This is a genomic window from Micromonospora sp. DT62 (assembly GCF_049847285.1).
Classification (GTDB): domain Bacteria; phylum Actinomycetota; class Actinomycetes; order Mycobacteriales; family Micromonosporaceae; genus Micromonospora; species Micromonospora reichwaldensis.
The window spans coordinates 186,985-212,361 of the sequence record NZ_JBNCOB010000002.1 but is presented as its reverse complement, the minus strand read 5'-3'; the positions used below and the strand labels follow the sequence as shown (position 1 = coordinate 212,361).

14 protein-coding genes and 2 pseudogenes are annotated in these 25,377 nt (G+C 70.8%); 9 read left to right on the top strand and 7 right to left on the bottom strand.

What is annotated here, in order from left to right; genetic code table 11:
- The first annotated feature begins 103 nt into the window (after positions 1 to 103).
- From ACPXCB_RS04495 to ACPXCB_RS04470, 6 genes and pseudogenes are all read left to right on the top strand, one after another.
- A complete protein-coding gene (locus tag ACPXCB_RS04495; RefSeq protein ID WP_425872450.1) occupies positions 104 to 1,852 on the top strand; it encodes a DUF262 domain-containing protein in 1,749 nt (582 codons plus the stop codon).
- Complete coding sequence (locus ACPXCB_RS04490) at positions 1,839 to 3,134, top strand: type II toxin-antitoxin system HipA family toxin (RefSeq protein WP_425872448.1); 1,296 nt, start codon at positions 1,839 to 1,841, stop codon at positions 3,132 to 3,134. The genes ACPXCB_RS04495 and ACPXCB_RS04490 overlap by 14 nt, the downstream gene beginning before the upstream one ends.
- The gene (locus ACPXCB_RS04485; protein ID WP_425872446.1) at positions 3,127 to 3,540 is read left to right on the top strand and encodes an Asp23/Gls24 family envelope stress response protein; all 414 of its coding nucleotides are present in this window, start codon (positions 3,127 to 3,129) and stop codon (positions 3,538 to 3,540) included. The genes ACPXCB_RS04490 and ACPXCB_RS04485 overlap by 8 nt, the downstream gene beginning before the upstream one ends.
- A 108-nt stretch (positions 3,541 to 3,648) precedes the next feature.
- Positions 3,649 to 5,337: an acyl-CoA mutase large subunit family protein gene (locus tag ACPXCB_RS04480; RefSeq protein WP_425872444.1), complete on the top strand. Its 1,689-nt coding sequence runs from the start codon at positions 3,649 to 3,651 to the stop codon at positions 5,335 to 5,337.
- 220 nt (positions 5,338 to 5,557) lie between these two features.
- Positions 5,558 to 6,475: a tetratricopeptide repeat protein gene (locus tag ACPXCB_RS04475; protein ID WP_425872442.1), complete on the top strand. Its 918-nt coding sequence runs from the start codon at positions 5,558 to 5,560 to the stop codon at positions 6,473 to 6,475.
- An 88-nt stretch (positions 6,476 to 6,563) separates the two neighbouring features.
- A pseudogene (locus ACPXCB_RS04470) lies at positions 6,564 to 7,506 on the top strand (arginase family protein); the annotation flags it as partial.
- 1,079 nt (positions 7,507 to 8,585) lie between these two features.
- Here ACPXCB_RS04470 and ACPXCB_RS04465 read toward each other — a convergent pair.
- On the bottom strand, positions 8,586 to 10,547 hold the full coding sequence (locus ACPXCB_RS04465) for a penicillin-binding transpeptidase domain-containing protein (protein WP_425872440.1): 1,962 nt from the start codon (positions 10,545 to 10,547) through the stop codon (positions 8,586 to 8,588).
- A gap of 289 nt (positions 10,548 to 10,836) precedes the next feature.
- Between ACPXCB_RS04465 and ACPXCB_RS04460 the strand changes: the two genes are divergently transcribed.
- A complete protein-coding gene (locus ACPXCB_RS04460) occupies positions 10,837 to 15,915 on the top strand; it encodes an NAD-glutamate dehydrogenase (protein WP_425872438.1) in 5,079 nt (1,692 codons plus the stop codon).
- 88 nt (positions 15,916 to 16,003) lie between these two features.
- Here the strand turns inward: ACPXCB_RS04460 and ACPXCB_RS04455 are convergent, their stop codons facing one another.
- Both ACPXCB_RS04455 and ACPXCB_RS04450 read right to left on the bottom strand, forming a co-directional pair.
- A complete protein-coding gene (locus ACPXCB_RS04455) occupies positions 16,004 to 16,687 on the bottom strand; it encodes a class F sortase (RefSeq protein WP_425872880.1) in 684 nt (227 codons plus the stop codon).
- Position 16,688: 1 nt separating this feature from the next.
- Positions 16,689 to 17,705 carry a hypothetical protein gene (locus ACPXCB_RS04450; RefSeq protein WP_425872436.1) on the bottom strand — a complete coding sequence of 339 codons (1,017 nt, stop codon included), beginning with the start codon at positions 17,703 to 17,705 and terminating at the stop codon, positions 16,689 to 16,691.
- Between the two features lie 567 nt (positions 17,706 to 18,272).
- Between ACPXCB_RS04450 and ACPXCB_RS04445 the strand changes: the two genes are divergently transcribed.
- Positions 18,273 to 20,060 (top strand): glycoside hydrolase family 6 protein, encoded by a 1,788-nt coding sequence (locus ACPXCB_RS04445; RefSeq protein WP_425872434.1) that lies wholly within the window; start codon positions 18,273 to 18,275, stop codon positions 20,058 to 20,060.
- Between the two features lie 112 nt (positions 20,061 to 20,172).
- On the opposite strand, the gene ACPXCB_RS04440 is transcribed toward ACPXCB_RS04445, so the two are convergent.
- From ACPXCB_RS04440 to ACPXCB_RS04425, 4 genes and pseudogenes are all read right to left on the bottom strand, one after another.
- The gene (locus ACPXCB_RS04440; protein WP_327029414.1) at positions 20,173 to 20,538 is read right to left on the bottom strand and encodes a hypothetical protein; all 366 of its coding nucleotides are present in this window, start codon (positions 20,536 to 20,538) and stop codon (positions 20,173 to 20,175) included.
- 142 nt (positions 20,539 to 20,680) lie between these two features.
- Positions 20,681 to 21,541 (bottom strand): annotated as a pseudogene (locus tag ACPXCB_RS04435) (sodium:solute symporter family transporter); the annotation flags it as partial.
- Positions 21,542 to 21,785: 244 nt separating this feature from the next.
- Positions 21,786 to 22,817 (bottom strand): hypothetical protein, encoded by a 1,032-nt coding sequence (locus tag ACPXCB_RS04430; RefSeq protein WP_425872432.1) that lies wholly within the window; start codon positions 22,815 to 22,817, stop codon positions 21,786 to 21,788.
- Positions 22,818 to 22,827: 10 nt separating this feature from the next.
- Positions 22,828 to 23,439: a hypothetical protein gene (locus tag ACPXCB_RS04425; RefSeq protein WP_425872431.1), complete on the bottom strand. Its 612-nt coding sequence runs from the start codon at positions 23,437 to 23,439 to the stop codon at positions 22,828 to 22,830.
- Between the two features lie 388 nt (positions 23,440 to 23,827).
- Here ACPXCB_RS04425 and ACPXCB_RS04420 point away from each other — a divergent pair, with 388 nt between their 5' ends.
- Positions 23,828 to 25,318, top strand: a complete 1,491-nt coding sequence (locus ACPXCB_RS04420; protein WP_425872429.1) for a catalase — start codon at positions 23,828 to 23,830, stop codon at positions 25,316 to 25,318.
- The last annotated feature ends 59 nt before the right edge of the window (positions 25,319 to 25,377 follow it).

Sequence of the window (25,377 nt, the reverse complement as noted above, 5' to 3'; positions counted from 1 at the left end):
CTGCGGCGGGCTCGCTCCGTTCGACCGGTAGAGTCCGTCCTCAGTTGAGGTGCGGAACATCCCGGGCGTCCGAACGCTCAATGGGCAGGAGGAGGGGCTTCAGATGAGTGCAGGTCTCGAGACTCGGCCGAAGGCGACGACGCTCGACCTGGAGGAATTGACCCAGCTTGCGTGGACTGGGCGAATCCGGATCCCGCACTTCCAGCGCCCCTTGCGGTGGCAACGAGTCGATGTCATGAGACTCTTCGAGAGCATCGTACTCGGTTATCCGGTCGGATCATTGTTGCTCTGGCGGCGTCCTGCGGAAGCTGAGACACTCCAGCTTGGAGCTCTGCGTATCTCCGCCCCAGAGACGAAAGACGCCCTGTGGGTCGTCGACGGGCAGCAGCGCATCATCAGCCTGGCTAATGCCCTGCATCCTGACGGAATGGAAGATCCCCGCTTCGCTCTTGCCTACGACCTACGTAGCGAACAATTCGTACCGCTGCCCCAGGTGGAAGAGCCTGCGGTGGTTCCGTTGCCGGTCCTATTCGACCTGACGCGGGTGCTTCGTTGGTTTACCAGCCATCCCGAGGTGGCCGACTTCGTTGATCGGGCGAACGAGGTGACCCGAACCCTGCGACAGTTCAAGATCCCAGCATATGAGGTAGTGCAGGACGATCCCCGAGTGCTGCAAGACATCTTCGACCGGATGAACAACTTCGGCAAGAGATTGAGTCGGGCGGAAATATTCGCCGGCCTGTTCCCAGGGGATGAGACGGCGAAGGATACGACGTCGACCTTGGACAGGATCGCCCAGAACATCGATGACGATCTGGGATTCGGACTAATTGACAATGATACGATCCTGCAGGCGGTACTGGCCCGCCGTGGCCCGGATGTAAAACGTGAGATCCGAAACGAATTTGGGGCAGAGGAAAAGGTGGGCCCCTCGCGCCGGGCTCATCATTCTGGCAGGGCCATCATCGAGTTCCCGAACGAGGATCGTGACACAGCTTACCGGCTAGGTGAGGAGGCCATGCGGCGGGCGGTGGGATTCCTGCAAAATGAAGCGGGGGTGCCGCATTTTAGTCTGCTGCCATACAGTTACTTGCTGGTCGTTCTGACTCGCTTTTTCGCTCACCACCCGGCTCCAGATCCGCGTAGCTCATTACTCTTGAAGAGGTGGTTCTGGCGGGCAGCTCTCGTTGGTCCGGGCGTTTTCCGTGGCAGTACGACCGGGGCCATCCGATTCTTGAACTATGCTGTCCAGCCGGGTGACCTGAGCGGGTCGATCGCGGAGCTTCACCGCTGGGTAGATCATCCGAACTCTCCGTTGCCGAACCTGCGGCGCTTCCGTAGCAACGAGGCTGCGACAAAAATCATTCTATGTTCGTGGTGGAGTTTGGCTCCGAGATCGTTGACCACCGGAGATTCCTTCACGCGTGAGGATCTTTCAATCGCACTTCAGGATAGGCCAACGGCGCTGGATGCAGTGCGCTACGTCATCTCGCGTTATGCGGTGCCCCAGCCGCTTCGACTGTGGGCGGCCGACCGCGTTCTCCTGCCAGCGATTGACGGTGAGGCTGGGACGGTGGATGCGCTGATCAGCCACCAATCAGTGAGGATGTCACGAGAGTTGTGGCAGCAGGTTCTAGCCTCCCATTGCCTGAACTTCGACATGGTCGACAAGATTAATGGCGGTGCCACTGTCGAGTTCCTCGAAGCGCGCCAAGGTCTGCTACATGCTCAGCTTTCCGAGTTTCTTGCGCGCAGTTGCGAATGGAGCTTCGAAAACACGCCGCCGTTGGCGGATCTAGTGGTCGAAGATGATGATTCGGCGGACGAGGAACGGTCGGATGTCCTCTTTTGATGCGTGGTTCGGTGTTTGGCTGGGGGAGCATAGGGTTGGTACCCTCAAACAGGTCGGTGATCGCACGTGGTTTAGTCTCGACCCGGACTACCGGGAGAATCCAGGCCGACCAGTCCTAGGGCTCATCTTTGAGGACCGACCGACGGCGGTTCATTCGGCGGCTGTTCGGCTCCCGCCCTGGTTTTCCAATCTTCTGCCGGAAGGCAGACTCCGCGCGTGGATTGCCGACGAACGAGGAGTGAACGAGAAGCGGGAGATGGAGATCTTGGCTCAGGTCGGCCACGATCTACCCGGGGCGGTCCGTGTTATTCCGGACGACGGCGATCCTGGTGATGCTGTCGCGCCCGCTGCGGAGGAGGTATACCCGTTAGACGACAGCGGGGCGACCTACGAGCCGGGCCTCAGATTCTCACTGGCCGGTGTGGCCATCAAGTTTTCCATGGTCAGGATTCAGGATAAGCTCACTCTCCCTGCGCATGGAATGGGTGGAGACTGGATCGTAAAGCTGCCGGATGCGCGTTTCCGGGACGTGCCACGCAATGAGTTTGCAATGATGTCCCTGGCGCGGGCGGTCGGTATAGAGGTTCCGGAGATCCTACTGGTGCCCAGGTCTCAGGTGGACGAGCGGCTATCGCCGTCCGTGTGGCCGGCGGGCGAGGATTACGCCTACGCCATTCGACGTTTTGATCGCGCAGGCGGCAGGAAACTGATTCACATCGAGGACGTGGCTCAGGTTCGGAATGTGTATCCTGATCAAAAATACTTGGGGAACTTCGAGACTGTCGCTAGTTTGATCTATCGACGCCGTGATGTTGGCTCGCTGCAGGAGTTCGTGCGCCGTCTTGCATTCTCAATTTTAATATCGAACGGAGACGCGCACCTCAAGAACTGGAGCCTGATATATCGAGACCCGAGGATCCCTGTTCTTGCTCCGGCGTACGACCTCGTCTCGACCGGCTCGTACGACCTGGCGGACCGACCCGAGGACCTTGGCCTCAAGTTCGGCGGCACCCGGGCCTTCCACCGCATCTCCCTCGGTACGTTCCAGCGGCTCGAGCAGCGGCTTGGTGTCGCGGGTGGGGCGCTCGCGGACTGTGTCGCTCTTGTTGTCGAGCGGACGCTGCGAGAGTGGCCCAGCCACGCGCACCTGCTGGAAGGGAACCAGGGGCTGCAGGATTTCATTGACAGAAGCATTAGGGCTCGCAGCAGGACGTTGCTGCGCGGGTCGAGTGGCTTGGGCGGTAGCCCTGTGGCGGAAGGAATAGGGGGAAATCATGGCTGACGAGGCGACGCAGGAGCTGTCGGTGACGCCGGACGCGGTGGCGGGCGGCACGACGCACGTCTCCGACGAGGTGGTGGAGAAGATCGCGGTGGCCGCCGCCCGGTCGGTGCTCGGGGTGGCCGAGCTCGGTGGCGACGTCGCCCGGTTCTTCAACGCGGTGCTCGACAAGGTCGGGCTCGACCAGGTCGGCGACGCCAGGCGGGGCTGCTCGGCGCACGTCACGAACGGCGCGGCGGTGGTCAACCTGGTGCTGGTGATCTCCGCCGGCCACCCGGTGCCGCAGGTGACCGAGGGGGTGCGGGCCGCGGTGACGGCGGCGGTCGAGGCGTACGGGCTGCGGGCCGACGAGATCAACATCCGGGTGGACGACGTGGCGATGGGCGGTCCCGCCGCGCCCGTCGGGTGAGGCGTCCGGCGGTCGAGGTTACCTGCCGGTAGGAACTTACTTAGCGATCGTTCAGGTCGGGGCTCTACACTCGCAGTGCAGTCGAGGACTCGAGGAGGAGCCCCGCCGATGAACGCCGACGAGATCGCCGCCGGACGGGCACGCTGGCAGGCCCGCTACGACGCCGCGCGCAAGCGGGACGCCGACTTCACCACGCTCTCCGGGATGCCCGTCGACCCGGTCTACGGGCCGCCGGAGGGCGTGCCCTACCCGGGCTTCGAGCGCATCGGCTGGCCGGGCGAGTACCCGTACACCCGGGGGCTCTACCCGACCGGCTACCGCGGGCGGACCTGGACGATCCGGCAGTTCGCCGGGTTCGGCAACGCCCAGCAGACCAACGAGCGCTACAAGATGATCCTGGGCGCCGGCGGCGGCGGTCTCTCCGTCGCCTTCGACATGCCCACGCTGATGGGCCGGGACTCCGACGACCCGCAGGCGCTCGGCGAGGTGGGCCACTGCGGCGTCGCCATCGACACCGCCGCCGACATGGAGGCCCTCTTCGACGGCATCGACCTGGCCGGGGTCACCACGTCGATGACCATCTCCGGGCCGGCGGTGCCGGTGTTCTGCATGTACCTGGTGGCCGCCGAGCGGCAGGGCGCCGACCTGTCCACGCTGGACGGCACGTTGCAGACGGACATCTTCAAGGAGTACATCGCGCAGAAGGAGTGGCTCTTCGACCCGGAGCCGCACCTGCGCCTGATCGGCGACCTGATGGAGTACTGCGCCCGGGAGATCCCGCGCTACAAGCCGCTCTCGGTCTCCGGCTACCACATCCGCGAGGCCGGCTCGACCGCCGCGCAGGAGCTGGCGTACACCCTCGCCGACGGCTTCGGCTACGTCGAGCTGGGGCTCTCCCGGGGGCTCGACGTCAACGTCTTCGCGCCCGGCCTGAGCTTCTTCTTCGACTCGCACGTCGACTTCTTCGAGGAGATCGCCAAGTTCCGGGCCGCCCGCCGCATCTGGGCCCGCTGGCTGCGCGACGTCTACGGCGCGACCAGTGAGAAGGCGCTCTGGCTGCGGTTCCACACGCAGACCGCCGGGGTGTCGCTGACCGCCCAGCAGCCGGTCAACAACGTGGTGCGTACCGCGGTGGAGGCACTCGCGGCGGTGCTCGGCGGCACCAACTCGCTGCACACCAACGCCCTGGACGAGACCCTGGCGCTGCCCACCGACGAGTCCGCCGAGATCGCCCTGCGTACCCAGCAGGTGCTGATGGAGGAGACCGGGGTGACCAACGTGGCGGACCCGCTGGGCGGGTCCTGGTACGTCGAGGCGCTCACCGACAAGATCGAGGCCGAGGCGGAGGAGATCTTCGCCCGGATCCGGCAGCTCGGCGGGGAGGGTCCGCACCAGATCGGCCCGATGACCTCCGGCATCCTGCGCGGCATCGAGGACGGCTGGTTCACCGGCCACATCGCCGAGTCCGCCTTCGTCTACCAGCAGGCGCTGGAGAAGGGCGACAAGCGGATCGTGGGGGTCAACTGCCACACCGGCACGGTCGCCAAGGACCTGGAGATCCTGCGCATCTCGCACGAGGTGGAGCTGGAGCAGCGCCGGGTGCTGGCGGAGCGGAAGGCCGCCCGCGACGAGGCCGCCGTCAAGGCCGCCATCGAGCGGATGGTCGCCATCGGCCGGACCGACGGCAACATGATCCCGGCCATGCTGGACGCCGTCCGCGCGGAGGCCACCCTCGGCGAGATCTGCGACGCCCTGCGCGCCGAGTGGGGCGTCTACCGCGAACCCGCCCGCTTCTGACCCCACCCCCCCTTCGACCCGCTCCACCGCGATCCCGCACCTCGTGTCCCGGCAGTCGCCGCGCAGGCCTCGTACCGAGGACCGGAGGTGCGGGATCGCGGGGTGTCGGGCGGGAGACCGGGCAGGGGCGTGGGGAAGGGCGGGAGCAGCCGTGACAGTCACAACTGTCGCCGTCGCGGTTGATCTGAGTTCCGTGGGTCGCGTGCGAGACTAGGTAACCATGAGCGACCCACGGATCACCTCGTCGATCTTCACCCGCGGCGCGGTCGACCTCAGCGCGCTGCGCACCCCCGCACCGGCCCCTGCCCGCCCCGCCACCCCGGCCCAGTCAGCCCCCTCCGCCGATTTCCCCGGCGCCGCCGGTGGCGGCGTCGCCGTCATCGACGTGAGCGAGGCGACATTCCAGTCCGAGGTTCTCGAGCGCTCGCTCACCACACCGGTGATCGTGGACTTCTGGGCAGAGTGGTGCGAGCCGTGCAAGCAGCTGAGCCCCGTGCTGGAGCGGCTGGCCGCCGAGGGCGGCGGCGCCTGGGTGCTCGCCAAGGTCGACGTGGACGCCAACCCCCGGATCGCCCAGATGTTCCGGGTGCAGGGCATCCCGATGGTCTACGCGGTGGTCGGCGGCCAGCCGATCGACGCCTTCTCCGGCGTGGTGCCCGAGGCGCAGCTGCGGCAGTGGATCCAGGCGGTGCTCAAGGCCGGTGGCGTGAGTGTCGCCGAGCCGGAGGACCCGCGCCTCGACGAGGCCGACGACGCCCTGATGAGCGGCGACCTCGACGCGGCCGAGCGGGCGTACCGCAAGATCCTCGCGGAGTCGCCCGCGGACGCCGCGGCGGAGGCGGGCCTCGCCCAGGTCGGGCTCGCCCGCCGGGTGGCCGGGGCCGACCCGGGCGCGGCGGTCGCCGCCGCCCAGGCGAACCCCGACGACGTCGAGGCCCAGCTCCTGGCCGCCGACATCGAGGTGCTCAGCGGGCAGGCCGAGGCGGCGTACGCCCGCCTGGTGGGCCTGGTCCGCCGCACCGCCGGTGAGGAGCGGGAGAAGGTACGCCAGCACCTGGTCAGCCTCTTCACGGTCGCCGGGCCGGAGGATCCCGCGGTCGCCTCGGCGCGCCGGGCCCTGGCCAGCGCCCTGTTCTGAGCACCACGCCCTGTTTCGTGAGCACGTAGCACGCCAGCGCGGGCCGGCGTTCCGGCCGGCCCGCCCGACACCTCGAGGACGGGAGCCCATGATGCGCCGGATCGCCGTCCTCGACGCGCCCAGCAACCTCGGCCTGCGCCCACCCACGTCCACCTCGGTCCCCGGCTGCGGCAAGGCCCCGGGCGCGCTGCGCGACCAGGGGCTGCTCGCCCGGCTGCGGGCCCGCGACGCGGGCTGCCTCACCGCGCCCCGCTACGACCCCGGCGACTGGCGACCGGGTGACGGGGTCTGCCACGCCCGCGAGATCGCCGACTACTCGGTGGCGCTCGCGGAGCGGATCGGCGCCATCATCGACCGCAGCGAGTTCCCGCTGGTGCTCGGCGGCGACTGCTCCATCCTGCTCGGTTCGGCACTGGCCATGCACCGGCTCGGCGAGGCGGTCGGCGGGCGCATCGGGCTGGTCTTCGTCGACGGCCACTCCGACTTCCGGCATCCCGGCAACGCCTCCTACGTGGGCGCGGCGGCCGGCGAGGACCTCGCGCTGGTCACCGGGCGGGGGCAGGCCGACCTGGCCGCCATCGAGGGGCGCCGGCCGTACTTCCGGGACATCGACGTGGTGGTGCTCGGCATCCGGGCGCAGGACGAGTACCGCCTGGACCTCCAGGCCGCCGGGATCACCACCCGGCCGGTGCCGGCGCTGCGCGCCGAGGGCGCCGCGCGTACGGCACAGTGGGCGCACGAGCAGCTCGCCGACTGCGCCGGCTACTGGGTGCACATCGACGTGGACGTGCTGGACCCGGCCGTGATGCCGGCGGTCGACGCCCCCGACCCGGGCGGGATCGCCTTCGCCGAGCTGGAGATCCTGCTCGCCGGCCTCGTCGACACCCCGCACTGCCTCGGCGTCGAGCTGACCGTCTTCGACCCCGACTACGACCTGGACGGCGCGTACGCGGCCGAGATCGTCAACACCGTGGTGGCCGGGCTGCGCCCGGTCTCGGCGCCGACGGCTTCGCCGCCCCGACTGCTGCCGGGCCCGTCGGCGTCCGTCCGCTCGGCCGGCCGAGCGTCTGCCGCCCCGACCCGCCGTTCGTCTGTTGGTCCGGCTGGCTCCGCGCCGGTCCCCTCGGCCGGGCCTTCCTCTCCCGCCCTCGCCGGCCCCGCGTCGGTCGCCTCAACTGGCCCCTTGTCTGCCGTCTCGGCGGGCTCCGCGTCGGTCCCCTCGGCGCGGCGAGGCAACGGTCGTCCAGAGGTCCCCATGCCCCCGTCCGTCACCGGCCCGTCTGTCACCGGCCCGTCTGTCACCAGCCCGTCTGTCGCTGGCGCGTCTGTCGGCAGGCCATCCGTCGCTGGCGCCTCTGCCGCGGGCCCGGTCGTCGTCTCCGGTCCGGAACGCAGCGGCGGCGGCGAGGAGGCGTTGCGGGATCGGCCCAGGGCGATCGGATCGCTCGGAGCGGTGGGGGCGTCCGGGCCGATCGGTGCGGTCGGGCCGGGCACTCCGGTGCCGGCGGCTGACGCTTCCGACGACCCGGCCGCGCCGGAACCCGTCGGCCCGCCCGCCTCCGCCGGCCCGGGCCTGCTGCGTCGGACGCCGCTCGCCGATCTCGACCCGGACGACCCGCTGCCCGCGCCCGAGGACGGCACCTCGCCGTCGGCCGCCGGCATCGCCTGACCGCCGGGCCTCCCTCCGGACCGGACCAGTCGGCCGCAGCCGTCCTCCGCCGTGGGCGCCGCTGGGGCCTGCCCGCGCCCCGTCGGGATGACGTCCGGCGTGTCGGGCCACGGGTGGAACCTCAGGGGTGTCAAAACCCGTGGGTGACACCCCTGAGGTTCCACCCGTGGCTGCCGGACGAGGGGCGGTTCGGCTCCGCCAGTGCGGTCTGCGCCAGCAGGCGCGTCACGACCGGGTCGGCGTGCGTGCCCCGTCCGTAGGGGCAACTCGACAGCGCCACGCGGGCGGGGCGGTCAGCGCGCACCCCTCGGCGGCGAGACCAACGAGGACGCGGCTCGACCACCGGTCAGGCAGACGCCGTCGAGGGGCGTCAGGCGGGCGCAGCGTCAGGCGGGCGCGGCGTACGGCGGGCGCAGCGTACGGCCAGGGCGCGGTGGGCTGTCAGCGGTCGAGGGCGCGGAGGAAGCGTTCGGCGGCCGGGACGGCGGTGGCGGTGCTGGCTCCGCCCTTCTCGACAAAGACCGCGAACGCGACGTCGCCCTGCCAGCCGACGAACCAGGCGTGCGTGTGCGCCGGGTTGTCGTCGTACTCGGCGGTGCCCGTCTTGCCGTGCACCGGCGCGCCCGGCACGTCCCGCAGCGCGCTGCCGGAGCCGGCCGTGACCACCTCCCGCATCATCGCCCGGACCCCCTCGACCGACTCCGGCTTGAGCTGCGGGCCGGGGGCGGCGGGCTGGGCCGGTACGGGGTCGAGGACCAGCTTCGGCTGCTCGAACCGACCTCGGGCGACCGCTGCGGTGGCCGACGCCATGGCCAGCGGGCTGACCAGCGTGGTGCCCTGGCCGATGGCGGCGGCGGCCTGCTCGGTCGCCCCGCCGTTCGCCGAGACCTTGCCGGTGAAGGCGTCGAGGCCGACGTCCCACTGCCCCTCCAGCCCGAGGGAGCGGCCGGTCAGGGCCAGTCCGTCGGGGCCGAGCTTCGGCGCCAGCGCGGCGAACGCGGTGTTGCAGGACTTGGCGAAGTCGGTGCGGAAGGGCACCGGCCCCAGCACGAAGTTGTCGGAGTTCTTGAACGGCCTGCCGTCGACGGTGAACGTCTTCGGGCAGTCCACCGTCGCGTCCGGCGTGACCGCGCCACGGTCGAGCAGGCCGAGCGCGCTGACCATCTTGAAGGTGGAGCCCGGCGGGACCTGGGCGGTGAAGGCCAGGTTCTCCCCGGCCGCGCCGGGGCCGTTGGCCGCGGCGAGCACCGCGCCGTCACTGATCCGCACCGCCACCAGCGCCGCCCGGCGCTTCTCGCCGCGCAGGGCGGTGTCGGCCGCGTTCTGGGTGGCCACGTCGAGCGTGGTCCTGACCGGCTGCCCCGGCTTCGGCTCGCTGCGGAACACCTCGGTGCCGGTGGGCGCCAGCGTGCCGTCCGGGCCGGGGCGCTCGGTGATCACGGTCAGCCCCGGCGCGCCGCGTAGCCGCTCGTCGTGGCGGCCCTGGAGGCCCCCGTGGCCGACCAGGTCGCCGGCCTCGTAGCGGTCGGGGTGCTGGGCGAGGTCGTCGGCCTGGGCCGGGTCGACGGAGCCGAGCACCGCCCGGGCGAACTCGCGGGTGGGAGCCAGGTCGAGCTTGTCGCTGCGGAACTTGGTGCCCGGCAGGTCGTAGATGCGTGATTTGACCTGCCGGTACGCCTCCTCGCGCAGGGTCACCACCTCGACGAACGCGCCCGGGTCCGCGTCGTCGAGTCGCTTGCGCAGCCCGGAGAGGTCCACCGGCGGGGTGATCGCCGGTCGGATCGCCCGGAAGGCCGCGTCCAGTCTCCGGGTCAGGCCAGGGAGGTCGGTGACCTCGCCCGGTTGGAGCCCGACCCGCACCACGGGCCGGGGTGCCACGATCGGCTGGCCGGCGGCGTCGAGCACCGCGGCCCGCGTGGCGGTGTCGCGGCGCAGCCCGAGCCGGTCGCCCCGGGTGAGCTGCTCCTGCACCACCTGCGGCTCCCAGATCACCCGCCACTCGTCGCCGCCGCGGGTGAGCCGCACCGGACGCTCGTACGCCCAACGGGTCCCGCCCGGGAGGGCCCAGTCGACCTTGACCACCGCGGTCGCGACGTCCTTGGTCACCTTCGCCTCGCCCCGGCGGGTCAGCGTCGGCGGCGTGGCCGCCAGTTCGCCGGAGAGCTCCTTGATCTCGCGGGCGACGTCGGCCGCCGGCACCTTGGCGCCGGTCGGGTCGACGAAGCCGACGGCCTGGAGGTCGCCCGAGCGCCAGCCGGCCAGGAACGCGTCGACGCTGCGCTCCGGTCCGTCACCGCCCGAGCACGCGGTGAGGGCGCCGGCTGCGAGCGCGGTCGCGGCGAGCAGCGCCAGCGGCGGGCGGAGCCGGTTGCGGCGGGGGCGGCGGGGGTACGACAGGCGCATGGAAGCGGATCTCCGATCTCGGAACTGCCCTGCACGCTAGTACGGCGGCGCCGTCCGCACCGTCCCCCCCGCACCGGGACGTGCGGAAAGAGGGGCCGCTGCCCGGGTGATGAACGACTGGTGGCGGGGTACTCCTGAACCGGCCAACCTCGTACCCGCAACGGGTGAAAGGACGAAGTCCGGAACCGGACGTCCGCACTGTGGTCCGCCGAGCAAGGGGCGGAACGGCAGGGCCTAGGCTGGGCGGCAGAGTGACCCACAATGCGGTGGGTCGAGGGGAGTGGCACCGATGGACCGGCGTCCGGCGATCAAACCGGGACCCGACCTCCGGCAGGATGACACCGGCCGGGACGACAGCTTCGATTCGGCGACCGACGGGGACGGCTTCGGCCGGCTCGACACAGGAGTGACCGGGATGACCGGTTCGAGTATCGACACCCTCTACGATCTGGGCCTGCCCGTCGACGCGCTGGCCGACGACGTGGAGGACAACGAGCTCGACGAGCCCGTTCCCAACGTGGAGCGCCTGGTCGCCCAGGCGGTCGCGCTCGCCGGCGACGACCACGACGCGGCGACCCTGGTCAGCCGCTTCTGGCGGTTCGCGCCGGACGAGGAGCTCATCGGCTTCACCGCCGAGGAGATGCTGGAGGCGGCCCGCGCGCACCGCGACCTCGCCCAGCAGCGCGTACCGGGCGAGTTGAAGCTGCGCATCCACGAGCCCGACGCCGAGCAGCACCACTCCGTCATCGAGATCGTCACCGACGACATGCCGTTCCTGGTCGACTCGGTGACCGCCCTGCTCAACTCGCACCACCTGGACGTGCACCTGCTGGTCCACCCGCTGGTGGTGGTCCGGCGCGAGCCGCTGGGCCAGCTGGTCGAGGTCTCCGCCGACGTCGAGCCCGACGACGCCATCGCTGGCGACCTGGTCGAGAGCTGGATGCACATCGAGATCGACCCGGTACGCGACGCCGCCGAGCGGGACAGGCTGCGCCGGGAGCTCCAGCGGGTCCTCACCGACGTGCGGGAGGCGGTGGAGGACTGGCCGAAGATGCGCCAGCGCGCCCTCGCCCTCGCCGACGAGCTGGCCGCCGCACGGACGTCGGACAACCGGCCGCCGGTGCCGGAGAAGGACATCACGGACTCGGTGGAGCTGCTCCGCTGGCTCGCCCACGACCACTTCACGTTCCTGGGCTACCGGGAGTACCGGCTGGTCGACACCGGCGAGTCGGGTGCCGGGGACGGGGAGCGGGGCAGCGGCCAGGCCCTGGAGGTGGTGCTCGGCACCGGGCTGGGCATCCTGCGCCAGGACTCCCCGGACGCCCGGCCGCTGTCGTCGATGACGCCCGAGGCGCACGACAAGGTCACCGAGAAGCGCCTGCTGATCATCACCAAGGCGAACTCGCGGGCCACCGTGCACCGCTCCGCCTACCTCGACTACATCGGCTTCAAGATCTTCAACGAGGCCGGCGAGGTGATCGGCGAGCGGCGTTTCCTGGGTCTGTTCTCCACGGCCGCGTACCGGACCAGCGTGCAGGAGCTGCCGGTGGTCCGCCGCAAGGTGGCCGAGGTGCTGGACCGCTCGGGCCTGAGCCAGCGCAGCCACTCCGGCAAGGACCTGCTCCAGATCCTGGAGACCTACCCGCGCGACGAGCTGTTCCAGATCAAGACCGAGGACCTCTACCACGCGGTCATCGGGGTGCTGCGGATGGCCGGCCGCCGGCAGCTGCGGGTGTTCCTGCGCCGGGACGCGTACGGGCGGTTCATCTCCTGCCTGATCTACCTGCCCCGGGACCGGTTCACCACCCAGAACCGCCTGCGGATGCAGGACATCCTGCTGCGCGAGCTGAACGGCGTCGGGGTCGACTACACGACGAGGGTCACCGAGTCGATGCTCGCCCGGGTGCACTTCATCGTCCGGACCGACCCGAGCAGGACTCCGGGCGACATCGACGCCGACCTGCTCGCGGAGGAACTGGCCGACGCGACCCGGCTCTGGGACGACGACTACCGGCTGGTGCTGGAGCGCAAGCTCGGCGACGAGCAGGCCAAGCACCTGTTCACCCGCTACGCCGACGCCTTCCCGGAGGGCTACAAGGACGGCCACACGCCGTACGAGGCCATGAAGGACCTGGCGAAGCTGGAGCTGCTGGAGGAGCCCGGCCAGCTGGAGATGCACCTGTTCCGCAAGCAGCTCGCGCCGCGGGCCGGCGGGCGGGGGCCGGACGTCGACGAGGCGATGGACGTCCGCTTCAAGGTCTACCGCTACGGCGAGCCGATGATGCTCTCCGCCGTGCTGCCGGTGCTGCACTCGCTCGGCGTCAAGGTGGTCGACGAGCACCCGCACGAGGTGGACCGGATCGACGGTCGGGTCTACCTCTACGACTTCGGGCTGCGGCTGCCGGAGGGCCACCAGGAGCTGTCCGAGGTGCGCCCGCACGTGGAGAACGCCTTCGCGGCGGCGTGGCGGGGCGAGGCCGAGGTGGACGGCTTCAACGAGCTGGTGCTGCGCGCCGGCCTCACCTGGCGGCAGGTCGTGGTGCTGCGCGCGTACGCGAAGTACCTGCGCCAGGCCGGCACGGTCTTCTCCCAGGAGTACATGGAGCAGACCTTCATCGCGTACCCGAGGATCGCCGCCCTGCTGGTGGAGTTGTTCGAGGTGCGGTTCGCGCCCGGCGAGGACGGCCACGAGCAGCGGCAGCAGCGCAGCGCCGAGCTGGTGGGCGACATCCGGGCCGCGCTGGACGACGTCGCCAGCCTCGACCAGGACCGGATCCTGCGCGCCTACCTGACGATGATCCAGGCCACCCTGCGCACCAGCTTCTACCAGAAGCGCACCGACGGGCGGCCGAAGTCGTACGTGGCGCTCAAGCTGGACCCGCAGGCGATCCCGGACCTGCCGGCGCCGCGGCCGAAGTTCGAGATCTTCGTTTACTCGCCGCGCTTCGAGGGCGTGCACCTGCGGTTCGGGCCGGTGGCCCGGGGCGGGCTGCGCTGGTCGGACCGCCGGGAGGACTTCCGCACCGAGGTGCTCGGCCTGGTCAAGGCGCAGATGGTGAAGAACGCCGTCATCGTGCCGGTGGGCGCCAAGGGCGGCTTCGTGCTCAAGCAGAAGCCGGGGGACCGGGACGAGGCGGTCACCTGCTACAAGGAGTTCATCTCGGCGCTGCTGGACGTCACGGACAACATCGTCAGCGGCGAGATCGTGCCGCCGGAGGACGTGGTCCGGCACGACGGCGACGACCCGTACATGGTGGTGGCGGCGGACAAGGGCACGGCGACGTTCTCCGACATCGCCAACGAGATCTCCACGGCGCACCAGTTCTGGCTCGGCGACGCGTTCGCCTCCGGCGGCTCGGCCGGGTACGACCACAAGAAGATGGGCATCACCGCCCGGGGCGCCTGGGAGTCGGTGAAGCGGCACTTCCGTGAGATGGGTCACGACACCCAGACCCAGGACTTCACCGTGGTCGGTGTCGGCGACATGTCCGGCGACGTGTTCGGCAACGGGATGCTGCTGTCGGAGCACATCCGGCTGGTGGCCGCGTTCGACCACCGGCACATCTTCCTCGACCCCGACCCGGACGCCGCCACCTCGTACGCCGAGCGGAAGCGGCTGTTCGACCTGCCCCGCTCGTCGTGGGAGGACTACGACCGGGGACTGATCTCGGCCGGCGGCGGGGTGCACCCGCGTACCGCCAAGTCGGTGCCGGTCTCCCCGCAGGTCCGCGCGGTGCTGGGCCTGGCCGACGACGTCACGCAGATGTCGCCGCAGGAGCTGATGAAGGCGATCCTGACGGCGCCGGTCGACCTGTTCTGGAACGGCGGCATCGGCACGTACGTGAAGGCCTCCAGCCAGACCAACGCGGAGGTGGGCGACAAGTCCAACGACGCGATCCGGGTGGACGGCAGGAACCTGCGGTGCCGGGTGGCCGGCGAGGGCGGCAACCTGGGCTGGACCCAGCTCGGCCGCATCGAGTACGCCCAGACCGGTGGGCGGATCTACACGGACTTCATCGACAACGCGGCCGGGGTGGACTGCTCCGACCACGAGGTGAACATCAAGATCCTGCTGAACACCGCGGTCGCCGACGGGGCGCTGACCGTGCCCGAGCGGGACGAGCTGCTCGCCGGAATGACCGACGAGGTCGCCGAGTTGGTGCTGCGGGACAACTACGACCAGGCCCGGGCGATCAACAACTCGCAGGCGCAGGCCGCCTCGCTGCTGCCGGTGCACCGGCGGATGATCACCGACCTGGAGCGGTCCGGGGCGCTGAACCGGTCCCTGGAGGCGCTGCCGCCGGACGACGAGCTGGCGGTGCGGACCGAGTCCGGGCTGACCGCGCCGGAGTTCGCGGTGCTGCTCGCGTACGTCAAGATCGTCCTTGAGACGGAGATCCTGGCGGAGGGGCTCGCGGACGAGGAGTGGACGACCGACGTCCTGGTCAACTACTTCCCGACGCCGATGCGCGAGCGGTTCGCCGACCGGATGGGCCAGCACCGGCTGCGCCGGGACATCGTGACGACGGTCCTGGTCAACGAGGCGATCAACCGGGGCGGCATCTCGTTCGTCTTCCGGGTGGTCGAGGAGACGGCCGCCTCGGCGGCGGACGTGATCCGGGCGTACGTGGTGGTCCGCGAGGTGTTCGGGCTGCGCGCGCTGTGGGACGCGGTGGAGGCGCTGGACAACAAGGTCGACCCGGAGTTGCAGACCAGCGTGTACCTGGACACCCGGCGGCTGGTCGACCGGGCGGTGCGGTGGTTGGTGACCAACCGCCGTTCGCCGATCGACGTGCCGGCGGAGATCGCCCGGCTGCGCGACGGGGTGGCCAGGCTCCTGCCCGACCTGGAGGAGCGCTTCCACGGCGGTGAGCGGGAGTCGCTCGCGGCGCACATCGACTCGCTCACCGAGCGGGGGCTGCCGCGCGACCTGGCCGAGCAGGCGACCCGGCTGATGTACAGCTTCGGCCTGCTCGACGTGGTGGAGACCGCGGCGAGCAGCGGGCGGGACGTCGGCGAGGTGGCCTCGGTCTACTTCGTGCTCTCCGACCGGTTCCGGGTCGACTCGCTGCTGTCGAAGATCTCCCTGCTGCCGCGGGAGGACCGCTGGCAGACGCTGGCCCGGATGGCGCTGCGCTACGACCTGTACGCCGCGCTGGCCGCGCTGACCGCGGAGGTTCTCGACTCCACCGCCGGCACCCTGTCGCCGCAGGAGCGGGTGCTCCAGTGGGAGCAGTCGAACGCCACGTCGATCCACCGCGCCGAGCGGGCGATGGGGGAGTTCGACGAGTCCCGGGCGGACCTCGCCGCCCTGTCGGTGCTGCTGCGCCAGATCCGCACCCTGGTGCGGACCTCCGCCGCCGCCTGACGCGTACGACACGCGGCCCGGCCGGTCGGTCTCCCGACCTGCCGGGCCGCGTCGTGTCCCCCGTGGAGGCTGCCGCGCGGTTGCCGGCTCACGCCGGCATGGAGGCGAAGACGACCACGTTGTCGGGGTAGCTGCCGGCGGCCTGGTCGAAGGTCCCGCCGCAGGTGACCACGCGCAGGCCGGGCCGGTCGCTGGGGCCGTAGACCTGCTCGGTCGGGAACTCCGTCTTCGGGTACGCCTTGACCGACTCGACGGTGAAGGTGGCCTGCTGCCCGTCCTCCCGGGTGACGGTGATGGTGTCGCCCGGTTGCAGGGCACCGAGGGAGAAGAAGACCGCCGGCCCGATCTCCGCGGAGTCGACGTGCCCGACGATGACCGCGTTGCCGATCTCACCCGGGCTCGGCCCCGGCTCGTACCAGCCGGCCAGCTGCGCCTGCTCCAGCGGGGGCACCTGGACGGTGCCGTCCGGGTTGGTGCCGAGCGACATGATCGAGGCGTCGACCCCGATCCGGGGGATGGCGATCGTGGTGGGGGCGGAGCGCGCCAGGCCCGTGCCGGCGACGTCCGGATCCGCGTCGCGGTTCGGCACGTCGGCGTCCGCCGTCCCGGTGCTGGCGGGTGCCGCCAGGGGCTGCGGGGGGCGGGGCGCGGGCGCGGTCTTGACCGAGGCGCCGATCAGACCGGCGCCGACCATGGCGACCACGACGACGACGGCCGCGCCGGCGGCGCGCCACGGTATCCCGTGACGGCCGCCGGCCGGTGTCGCCGTCATGTCAGACGAAGGACTCATCGGTCCGACGCTGGCGCATCAGCACGAGGCCGCCCAGGGCGGCCGCGCCGATCAGGCTCGCCCCACCGGCGGCCAGGCCCCGGTCGGTGCCGGCGCCGACGCCACCGTCACCACCGTCGACCCCACCGCGCGGGAGCACGACCAGTTCGCCCTCGCCGCAGGAGCCCTTGAGCTCGTAGCGGCCCGGCTCGGCGTCCTCGGAGACCTCGGCCTCGCCGTAGTAGATGAAGTCCCGCTTGTGCTCCCAGCGGTCCTCGTCCTTGCCGTTGCCCTCGGACTCCTCGTCCGACCAGCCGTTGTCGTGGCCCTTCCGGTCGTACTCGTCCGAGCCGTTGCTGTCCGAGCCGTACTTGTCCTCGCGGCCCTCGCGGTCGCTCTTGTCGTGGCCCTTGTCGTGGCCTTCGCGGTCGCTCTTGTCGTGGCCCTTCTCACGGCCTTCGCGGTCGCCCTCGGCGTCCTGGCCGTGCTCGTAGCCCTTCCAGTCGCGCTCGCCCTCGGCGCCGGCGTCGGCGGCGCCGCCACCCTGGCCGTTGGTCGGCGGCTTCGGCTCTCCGGTGGCGGTGGCGGTGGTCGACGGCTGCGGCTTGGGGGTCTCACCCTTGCCGTGGTCGCCCTTGCCGTTCTCGTCCTTGTCGTGGTCGCGGCCCTTGTCCTCGTGGTCCTTGCCCTTGTCGTGGTCGCCCTTGTCCTCGTGGTCCTTGCCCTTGTCGTGCTCGCGGGAGTCCTCCTCCCCGCCACGCCAGTCGTTGCGGCCCTCGGCCGGCTTGAGCTTCACCTTGCCGGTGACCTTCGACCACACGAACGCGTGCTCCTGCCGGTCCGGGCAGACCTCGAGCAGCTTGACCGTCTCGCCCGCCTTGACGACGTGCGGCTTGGCGTAGACCTTGCCCTCGTCGTCGTGGTGGCCGTCCGCGAACGCGATCCCCGGCGTGAACACGAGCAAGGAAGCGCCACCGAGGGCCGCGCCAGCAACGACCTTCCCGAGCATCTTGTTTGCCATGACCTGCGTCACTCCATCCCTGTTGTCCTGAGCCCGGCGACAACCGAGCTACGGACGACGTTAGACCGTTTCACGAGCTATGCAGGGAAAGATTCGTGTTCTGGTATTTGTGGAGGCTAAGCGCGGTAGGTGAGCTACGCCGCTTTGGTGACGTGCCTGACCAGCTCGGGTGGTTCTCGCCCTCCCGGCACCCGGAGGGCCGGTCGCGCGGCGCGTGCCCGCGCCGGTGGTCGCGTCCCGTCCCGTCCGCCCCGCCGGTGCCGGGCGTCCCCTCCGGCTGCCCCGTCCCATCGAGGCATTGCCATGGAAGCGCTCCCATGCAAGAATCGCTGCACGCGGTTCGGGGAGCCACACCGCGCAGGCAGGAGTCGAGGGCACCGGTTCGCCGGACGACCTCCCGCCTCCCGGCCGGCCCATCGTCGCCGGTCGGACCACCACCAAACGCCCGTCCGGGTACGGGCACCCCCCAAAGAACCCGTGGTGCCGGCGGACGTCCGCGCAGGACGCCCATCGGGCCGTATCGCCGGGCCGTTCGCGGATCCGGTCTCGCCCAAGGAGATCAGTGGCATGAATGTGTGGAGAAGGCTGTCCGGCCCCCGCCGGGCCCTCGCGCTCGGTGGCGCGGGCGCTCTGGTCGCGGGCGGACTGGTGACCCTGCCGGTCACCGTGGCGCACGCCGCCACCCAGTGCGACGTGTCGTACACGACCAGCGACTGGCGGGGCGGGTTCACCGCCTCCGTCAACATCAAGAACACCGGCGACGCCCTCAACGGCTGGACGCTGGGCTTCACCTTCCCCGACGGCAACCAGCGGGTGCAGCAGGGCTGGTCGGCCCGCTGGTCGCAGAGCGGCCGGAACGTCACCGCGCAGAACGAGTCCTACAACGGCGCGGTGGCCAGCGGCGCCACGGTGAGCCTCGGCTTCAACGGCGCGTGGAGCGGCAGCAACCCGAAGCCGACGTCGTTCACGCTCAACGGCGTGACCTGCAACGGCGGCACCAACCCCACCACCCCGCCGCCCAGCACCCCGCCGCCGTCGACGCCGCCGCCGACCACTCCGCCGCCCACCACGCCGCCGCCCACCACCCCGCCCCCCGGTCAGCGGGTGGACAACCCGTACCTCAACGCCAAGGGGTACGTGAACCCGGAGTGGAAGGCCAAGGCCGAGTCCGTGACCGGCGGCAGCCGGGTGTCGAACAACCCGACCGCCGTCTGGATCGACCGGATCGCCGCCATCAACGGCACCCCGGACAGCAGCTCCAACGGCGCGATGGGCGTCCGTGACCACCTGAACAAGGCGCTCGAGCAGGGGGCGAACTACATCCAGTTCGTCATCTACAACCTGCCCGGCCGCGACTGCTCGGCGCTGGCCTCGAACGGTGAGCTCCAGGCTCACGAGCTGCCCCGCTACAAGGCCGAGTACATCGACCCGATCGCCGCGATCCAGGCCGACCCGAAGTACGCCAGCCTGCGGATCGTCAACATCATCGAGATCGACTCGCTGCCGAACCTGGTGACCAACACCTCCGGCAACCCCGGCGGCACGGTCATGTGCGACACGGTGAAGGCCAACGGCGCCTACGTCAACGGCGTCGGCTACGCCCTGTCGAAGCTGGGTGCGATCGGCAACGTCTACAACTACATCGACGCCGCGCACCACGGCTGGATCGGCTGGGACAGCAACTTCAGCCCGACCGCGCAGATCCTGAAGGACGCCGCCGTCGCCTCCGGCAGCACGGTGAACAACGTGCACGGCTTCATCGTCAACACCGCCAACTACTCGGCGCTGCGTGAGCCGCACTTCAAGGTGACCGACAACGTCAACGGCACCACCGTGCGGCAGTCGAAGTGGGTCGACTGGAACTTCTACGTGGACGAGCTCTCGTTCGCCCAGGCGTTCCGCAACGAGCTCGTCGCCAAGGGCTTCGACTCGAACATCGGCATGCTGATCGACACATCCCGCAACGGCTGGGGCGGCACCGCCCGGCCCACCGGCCCGGGCGCGACGACCAACGTGGACACGTACGTCGACGGCGGCCGGGTGGACCGTCGGTTCCACACCGGCAACTGGTGCAACCAGGCCGGGGCCGGCCTGGGCGAGCGGCCGAAGGCCGCGCCGGAGCCGGGCATCGACGCCTACGTCTGGGTGAAGCCCCCGGGCGAGTCGGACGGCTCCAGCAAGGAGATCCCGAACAACGAGGGCAAGGGCTTCGACCGGATGTGCGACCCGACCTACACCGGCAACGCCCGCAACGGCAACAGCATGAGCGGCGCCCTGCCGGACGCCCCGATCTCGGGCGCCTGGTTCCCGGCGCAGTTCACGCAGCTCATGCAGAACGCGTACCCGGCGCTCTGAGACTGGAGCCCACCCGCCGCTGGCAGTAGGTGAGGCGCTCCAGCGGCAGGTTCCCCGGGCCCCCGGCCCGACCGTCCGACGGTCGGGCCGGGGGCCCCCTCGCGTACGCCGGTCAGGGCACCGTCTTCTCGATCGCCGCGCGGCCCAGCTCGGCCAGGTCCCGGCGGGCCCGTTCGACGTTCTCCGGCGTGATGTCCTGCCCCCGGGCCGCGACCAGGTCCTCCGGTTCCCAGGGCTGCTCCGCCCCGGTACGGATGTCGTCCGGGGCCGCGCCCGTGCCGGTGCCGGTCGCGCCGGTGCCGGCGGCGTACGGGTCGCCGATCAGCTCGTCGCCGCCTGACCGGTCCCCGGTGAACGACGGAGTGTCGCGGTCGGCGCCGCCGCCGGTCCTCAGCTGCGGGATGCCGGTGTCGTCCTCGACCGCCGCGGCCACCTCAGGGCTCTCCTCCAGCGGTCGGTCACGGTCACGATCCGTCATGTCGCTGCCCTCCTGCCGCCAGGTGGTCTCCTCATCCTGCTCGCGTACCCGGCGGGGCGGTGCCCATGCCGGGTGCCGGCGGGGCGGCTCAGCGCTCCTCGTCGGAGGTCTCCGGCGGTTCGACCGGATTGCGCCACTGCCAGATGATCGGCGTCCGCCGGGCGGCGCTCATGTTCTTGGCCGACAGCGCGCGCTGCACCTCGGCGAAGTTGGTCGTCCAGTAGCCGAAGGAGAGCACGAAGCCGAGCCCGAAGACGATGCCGATCCAGTGCGCGCCGAGCGGGTTGTCGGTGCCGCCGGTGTCCTGCCAGGTGTGCAGCCCCGCCTCGCCCAGCTTGGACTCGCGTACCGCGTCCATTAGGCCGGACACCCCGCCCACCTTGACCAGTCCCAGGATCGTGATCGGCAGCAGGCCCGCGATGATCACGAAGAACTGGAGCACCTCGTTGTAGATCGCCCCGGAGAGCCCGCCCACGGTGATGTACGCCAGCACGATCAGCGCGCCGATCACGATGGCGACCCAGAGCGGCCAGCCGAGCAGCGCCTGCATGATCAGTGCCAGGGCGTAGAGGTTCACGCCGGCGATGAGCACCTGGGCGACCGCGAAGCTGAGCGCGTTCAGCAGGTGGGTGGGGCGGTTGAAGCGCAGCCGCAGGTACTCGGGCACGCTGCGGACCTTGGAGCCGTAGTAGAACGGCATCATCACGATGCCGAGGAAGACCATCGCCGGCACGGCGCCGATCCAGTAGTAGTGCAACGTCATGGCGCCGTACTGGGCGCCGTTGGCGGCCATGCCGATGATCTCCAACGCCCCGAGGTTGGCCGAGACGAAGGCCAGGCCGGTCACCCAGGCGGGCAGCGAGCGGCCGGAGAGGAAGAAGTCGACGCTGGTCCGGATGGCCCGCCGGGCGGCGAAACCGACACCGAGCACCGTGACGAAGTAGAGCGCCAGGATGCCGTAGTCCAGGACGTTCATGTTCAGCCGCAGGCCATCGCCGTCCATCCCGGTAACCCTTCGTCGACCGTCCGTGCCCGATGAGTGTGCGCGCGGCCGATTACCCCGAACACGCAGTTTCACGCCTGCGACGGCCAAACCCGCCCGCACCCCGTGTCCCGACCCCGAAAGGCACGGACGGGACGGCCCTCACCGGACGGGTCGGGAGGGCGTCTTCCACGCCACCGCGAGCGGAGTCCGCACGCGGAGGCGCCCCCGGCCGGTCGGCCGGGGGCGCCTGTGGGGAACCGGGTCAGCGCCCGAGCACCCGGTCCAGGAAGTCGCGGTAGTGGCGGACGGCCATCCGGAGCTGTTCGGTGTCGGCGGAGCCGGCGTCCTGCCAGCCGCCCAGCTTGTTCTTCTGCGCGGACAGCGCCGAGGAGAGCGCCTGGATGGCCTCGTCGACCAGCGACTGGGCCTCACCGGCCGCCGCGCGGGGATCGTCCACGAAGCGCAGCTGGACGTTGCGCCAGCGGTCCCGGAAGCCCTGCGCCGTCGCCGGGTCGAAGAGGCTGGCCGGTTCGGCGGCCACGGTCGAGCCCGCCGGCCGGTCGGTGCCGGCGGCCCCCAGTTCCCCGGTGGCCGCGCGCCCGGCCGGCGCGTGCTCGGCGTCCGGGTCGACCATCGCGGGCGTGGCGCTGCCGTACCCGGCCGCCCCGGCCGCGCCGCCCTCGGGGTCGCCGGCCCACCCCGTGACGTCGGCCCGGCGCTCGGGACGGCCGTCGGCGGCGTCCGGCGGCAGCACCTCGGCGCCGTCCGGGCGGGCCTGCCGGTCGTCGGAACGGTCGTCGCCGAGCCCGACGGAACGGTGGAACTCGGCGGTCGGGTCCGCCCGGCGGCCCTCCCGGGGGCCGCCCACGGCACCGTCGCCCGGCCGCGCGGTCGACTCCGTACGCGGGTCGGGCTCGTCCTCCGGCAGGGGGCTGGCCAGGGCGGACGCGGCGACCGCGCCGCCGACGCTGGTGGCCCCGAATGCGGTCGGCACCGGCCCCGGCTCGTGGAACCCGCCCCGGTCGCGGTCGGCGTCCCGGTCGTCCGGCCGGGCCCGGCCGGCGTCCCGGCCGCGCGACGGCTCGTCGTCGCGGTCGTCGCGGTCGTCGCGGTCGGCCCGGTCGGCCCGGTCGCGGTCGGCGACCGCCGGATCGTCGAAGGTGCCCCGGTCGTCGAGGACGTCCTCGGGTACGTCGGCCCGGCCGGCCCGGTCGCCCGGAGGCGGCACCGGCACCGGCTCGGAGCGGACGGCCTCGGGGTGCTCGTTGCCCACCCGCTGCTCTTCCTGGCGCATGGTCATCCTCCTAGCGGCTCGTGACGTCGTGCTGGCTGTCCGGGTCGTGCTGGCTGTCCGGGTCGTGCTGCTCGGACGGTCGGGCTCCGACCGGCTCCTCGCCGAGCAGGTCTGCGAAGAGGGCGCGGTAGTGGACGACGGCCTGGCGGAGTTCCTCGGTGCTCGCCTCGCCCCGGGAGTTGCGCAGGTGGATGTCGTGGGCGTCGCGGTAGTGGCCCAGCGTGCGGGCGTGCTCGACGGAGAGGTGGGCGATCTGGTCGGAGAACTCGCCGGTGGGGTAGCCGCGTTCCGCGATGAGCCGGGTGACCAGTTCGTCCGCCTCGCCCACGGTCTCGGCGGGGGAGTCGACGAAGCGGACCTGGAGCTCCTCCCACGCGGCGGAGTACCGGGCCTGGGACTCGGGGGCGAGGGGGGTCAGCGTGAGCTCCGCGTGGCGGCGCTCCCGCTCCCGCAGTTCCCGCTCGGCGGCGGTCCGGCTGTCCTGCTCGGCAACGGCACGGTCGTACTCGGGACCGAACCGCGACCGCAGCGCGCGGCGGCGGGCGTACGACCGGGCGGCCACGGCTACGGCCGCGATCACCAGCACGACGAGAACGATGACGACTATCTGCGTGGGCGACATGGCTCCTCCTTCGTCAGGTGGTATTCCCTCCGCTCACTGCCCGCCAATCCCGTTCCGGGGCACTTTCCTGACGAACCCGACCCGGCTCCCGACGGATCCGACCCCCGCTGATTCCCCGCCACGGCATGACGAGTCACACAGCGTGATCGGCTGCCAAAACTTGACTCGTTCCAGAAAACGCGCTTGGGTGGGGTGATGCGCTCACTCGCGCGGGCCTGCTGCGCCGGTTCGCCCCGGCCCGACGTGGCCGGGCCCCCGGGCCCTGCCTCGACCCCGGGGCCGCCGCCTTCGCGGTGGAGTCCACCGAGGTCACCTACTGGGGCCGGTGCCCCGGATGCCGTACCCAGCACGACCGACGCCAGCCGCCACACCGATCAGGAGGAGAGCCATGAGCGACCCGCAGGCCAGCAGGCCGATCCTCACCACCCGTCAGGGTCACCCCGTGCACAACAACCAGCAGCAGCGGACGGTCGGTTCGCGCGGCCCGGCGACGCTGGAGAACTACCACTTCCTGGAGAAGATCAGCCACTTCGACCGGGAGCGCATCCCGGAGCGGGTGGTGCACGCCCGCGGCTTCGTCGCGCACGGCGAGTTCGAGGCGTACGGGACGATCGGCGACCAGCCGGCGTCGACGTACACCCGGGCCAAGCTGTTCCAGACCAGGGGCAGGAAGACCCCGGTCACCATCCGCTTCTCCACCGTCATCGGCGGCCGGGACTCCTCCGAGGCGGCGCGCGACCCGCGCGGCTTCGCCGTGAAGTTCCGCACCGAGGACGGCAACTGGGACATGGTGGGCAACAACCTCCAGGTCTTCTTCATCCGGGACGCGATCAAGTTCCCGGACGTGATCCACGCGCTGAAGCCGGACCCGGTCACCTTCCGTCAGGAGCCGAACCGGATCTTCGACTTCATGTCGAACACGCCCGAGTCGATGCACATGCTGACGTGGCTCTTCTCCCCGTACGGCATCCCGAAGAACTACCGGACGATGCGCGGCTCCGGGGTGAACACCTACCGCCTCGTCAACGCCGAGGGCGAGGGCGTGCTGGTCAAGTTCCACTGGATGTCCCAGCAGGGTGAGCACAACCTCACCCAGGCCGAGGCGGACGCCATCCAGGCCACCGAGCTGGGCCACGCCTCGAAGGACCTCTACGAGGCGATCGAGCGCGGCGACCACCCGAAGTGGGAGCTCAACGTCCAGGTGATGAGCGACGACGAGCACCCGGAGCTGGACTTCGACCCGCTCGACGACACCAAGATCTGGCCGGAGGAGGACTTCCCCTACCTGCCGGTCGGCATGATGACGCTCAACCGCAACATCACCGACCACCACAACGAGAACGAGCAGATCGCCTTCGGCACCGGCGTACTGGTCGACGGCATCGACTTCTCCGACGACAAGATGCTGATCGGCCGGACGTTCTCCTACTCGGACACCCAGCGTTACCGGGTGGGCCCGAACTACCTCCAGCTGCCGGTCAACCGGCCGCGCGAGGACGTGCGGGTCGGCACCAACCAGACCGGCGGCCAGATGTCGTACGGGGTGGACGACCGCGGTGCGAACCCGCACATCAACTTCGAGCCGTCCTCGGTCGCCGGTCTCCGGGAGGCCGACGAGTCCTACCGGGAGTACCGTCCGTTCGTCTCGGGCCAGGTCATGAAGGCCCCGATCGAGCGGCAGAACAACTACGCCCAGGCGGGCCGGCGCTACCGCGAGATGGCCGACTGGGAGCGGGACGACCTGATCCTCAACCTCACCACCCTGCTGGCCCAGTGCGACAAGCACATCCAGGAGGAGATGGTCTGGCACTTCAGCCAGTGCGACGCCGACTACGGCCGCCGGGTCGCCGAGGGCCTCGGCATCTCCGTCGACGCCTGATCCGTACCGCCCACGAACGCCCCGCCGGCCCCCGGCGGGGCGTTCGTCGATCATGGACG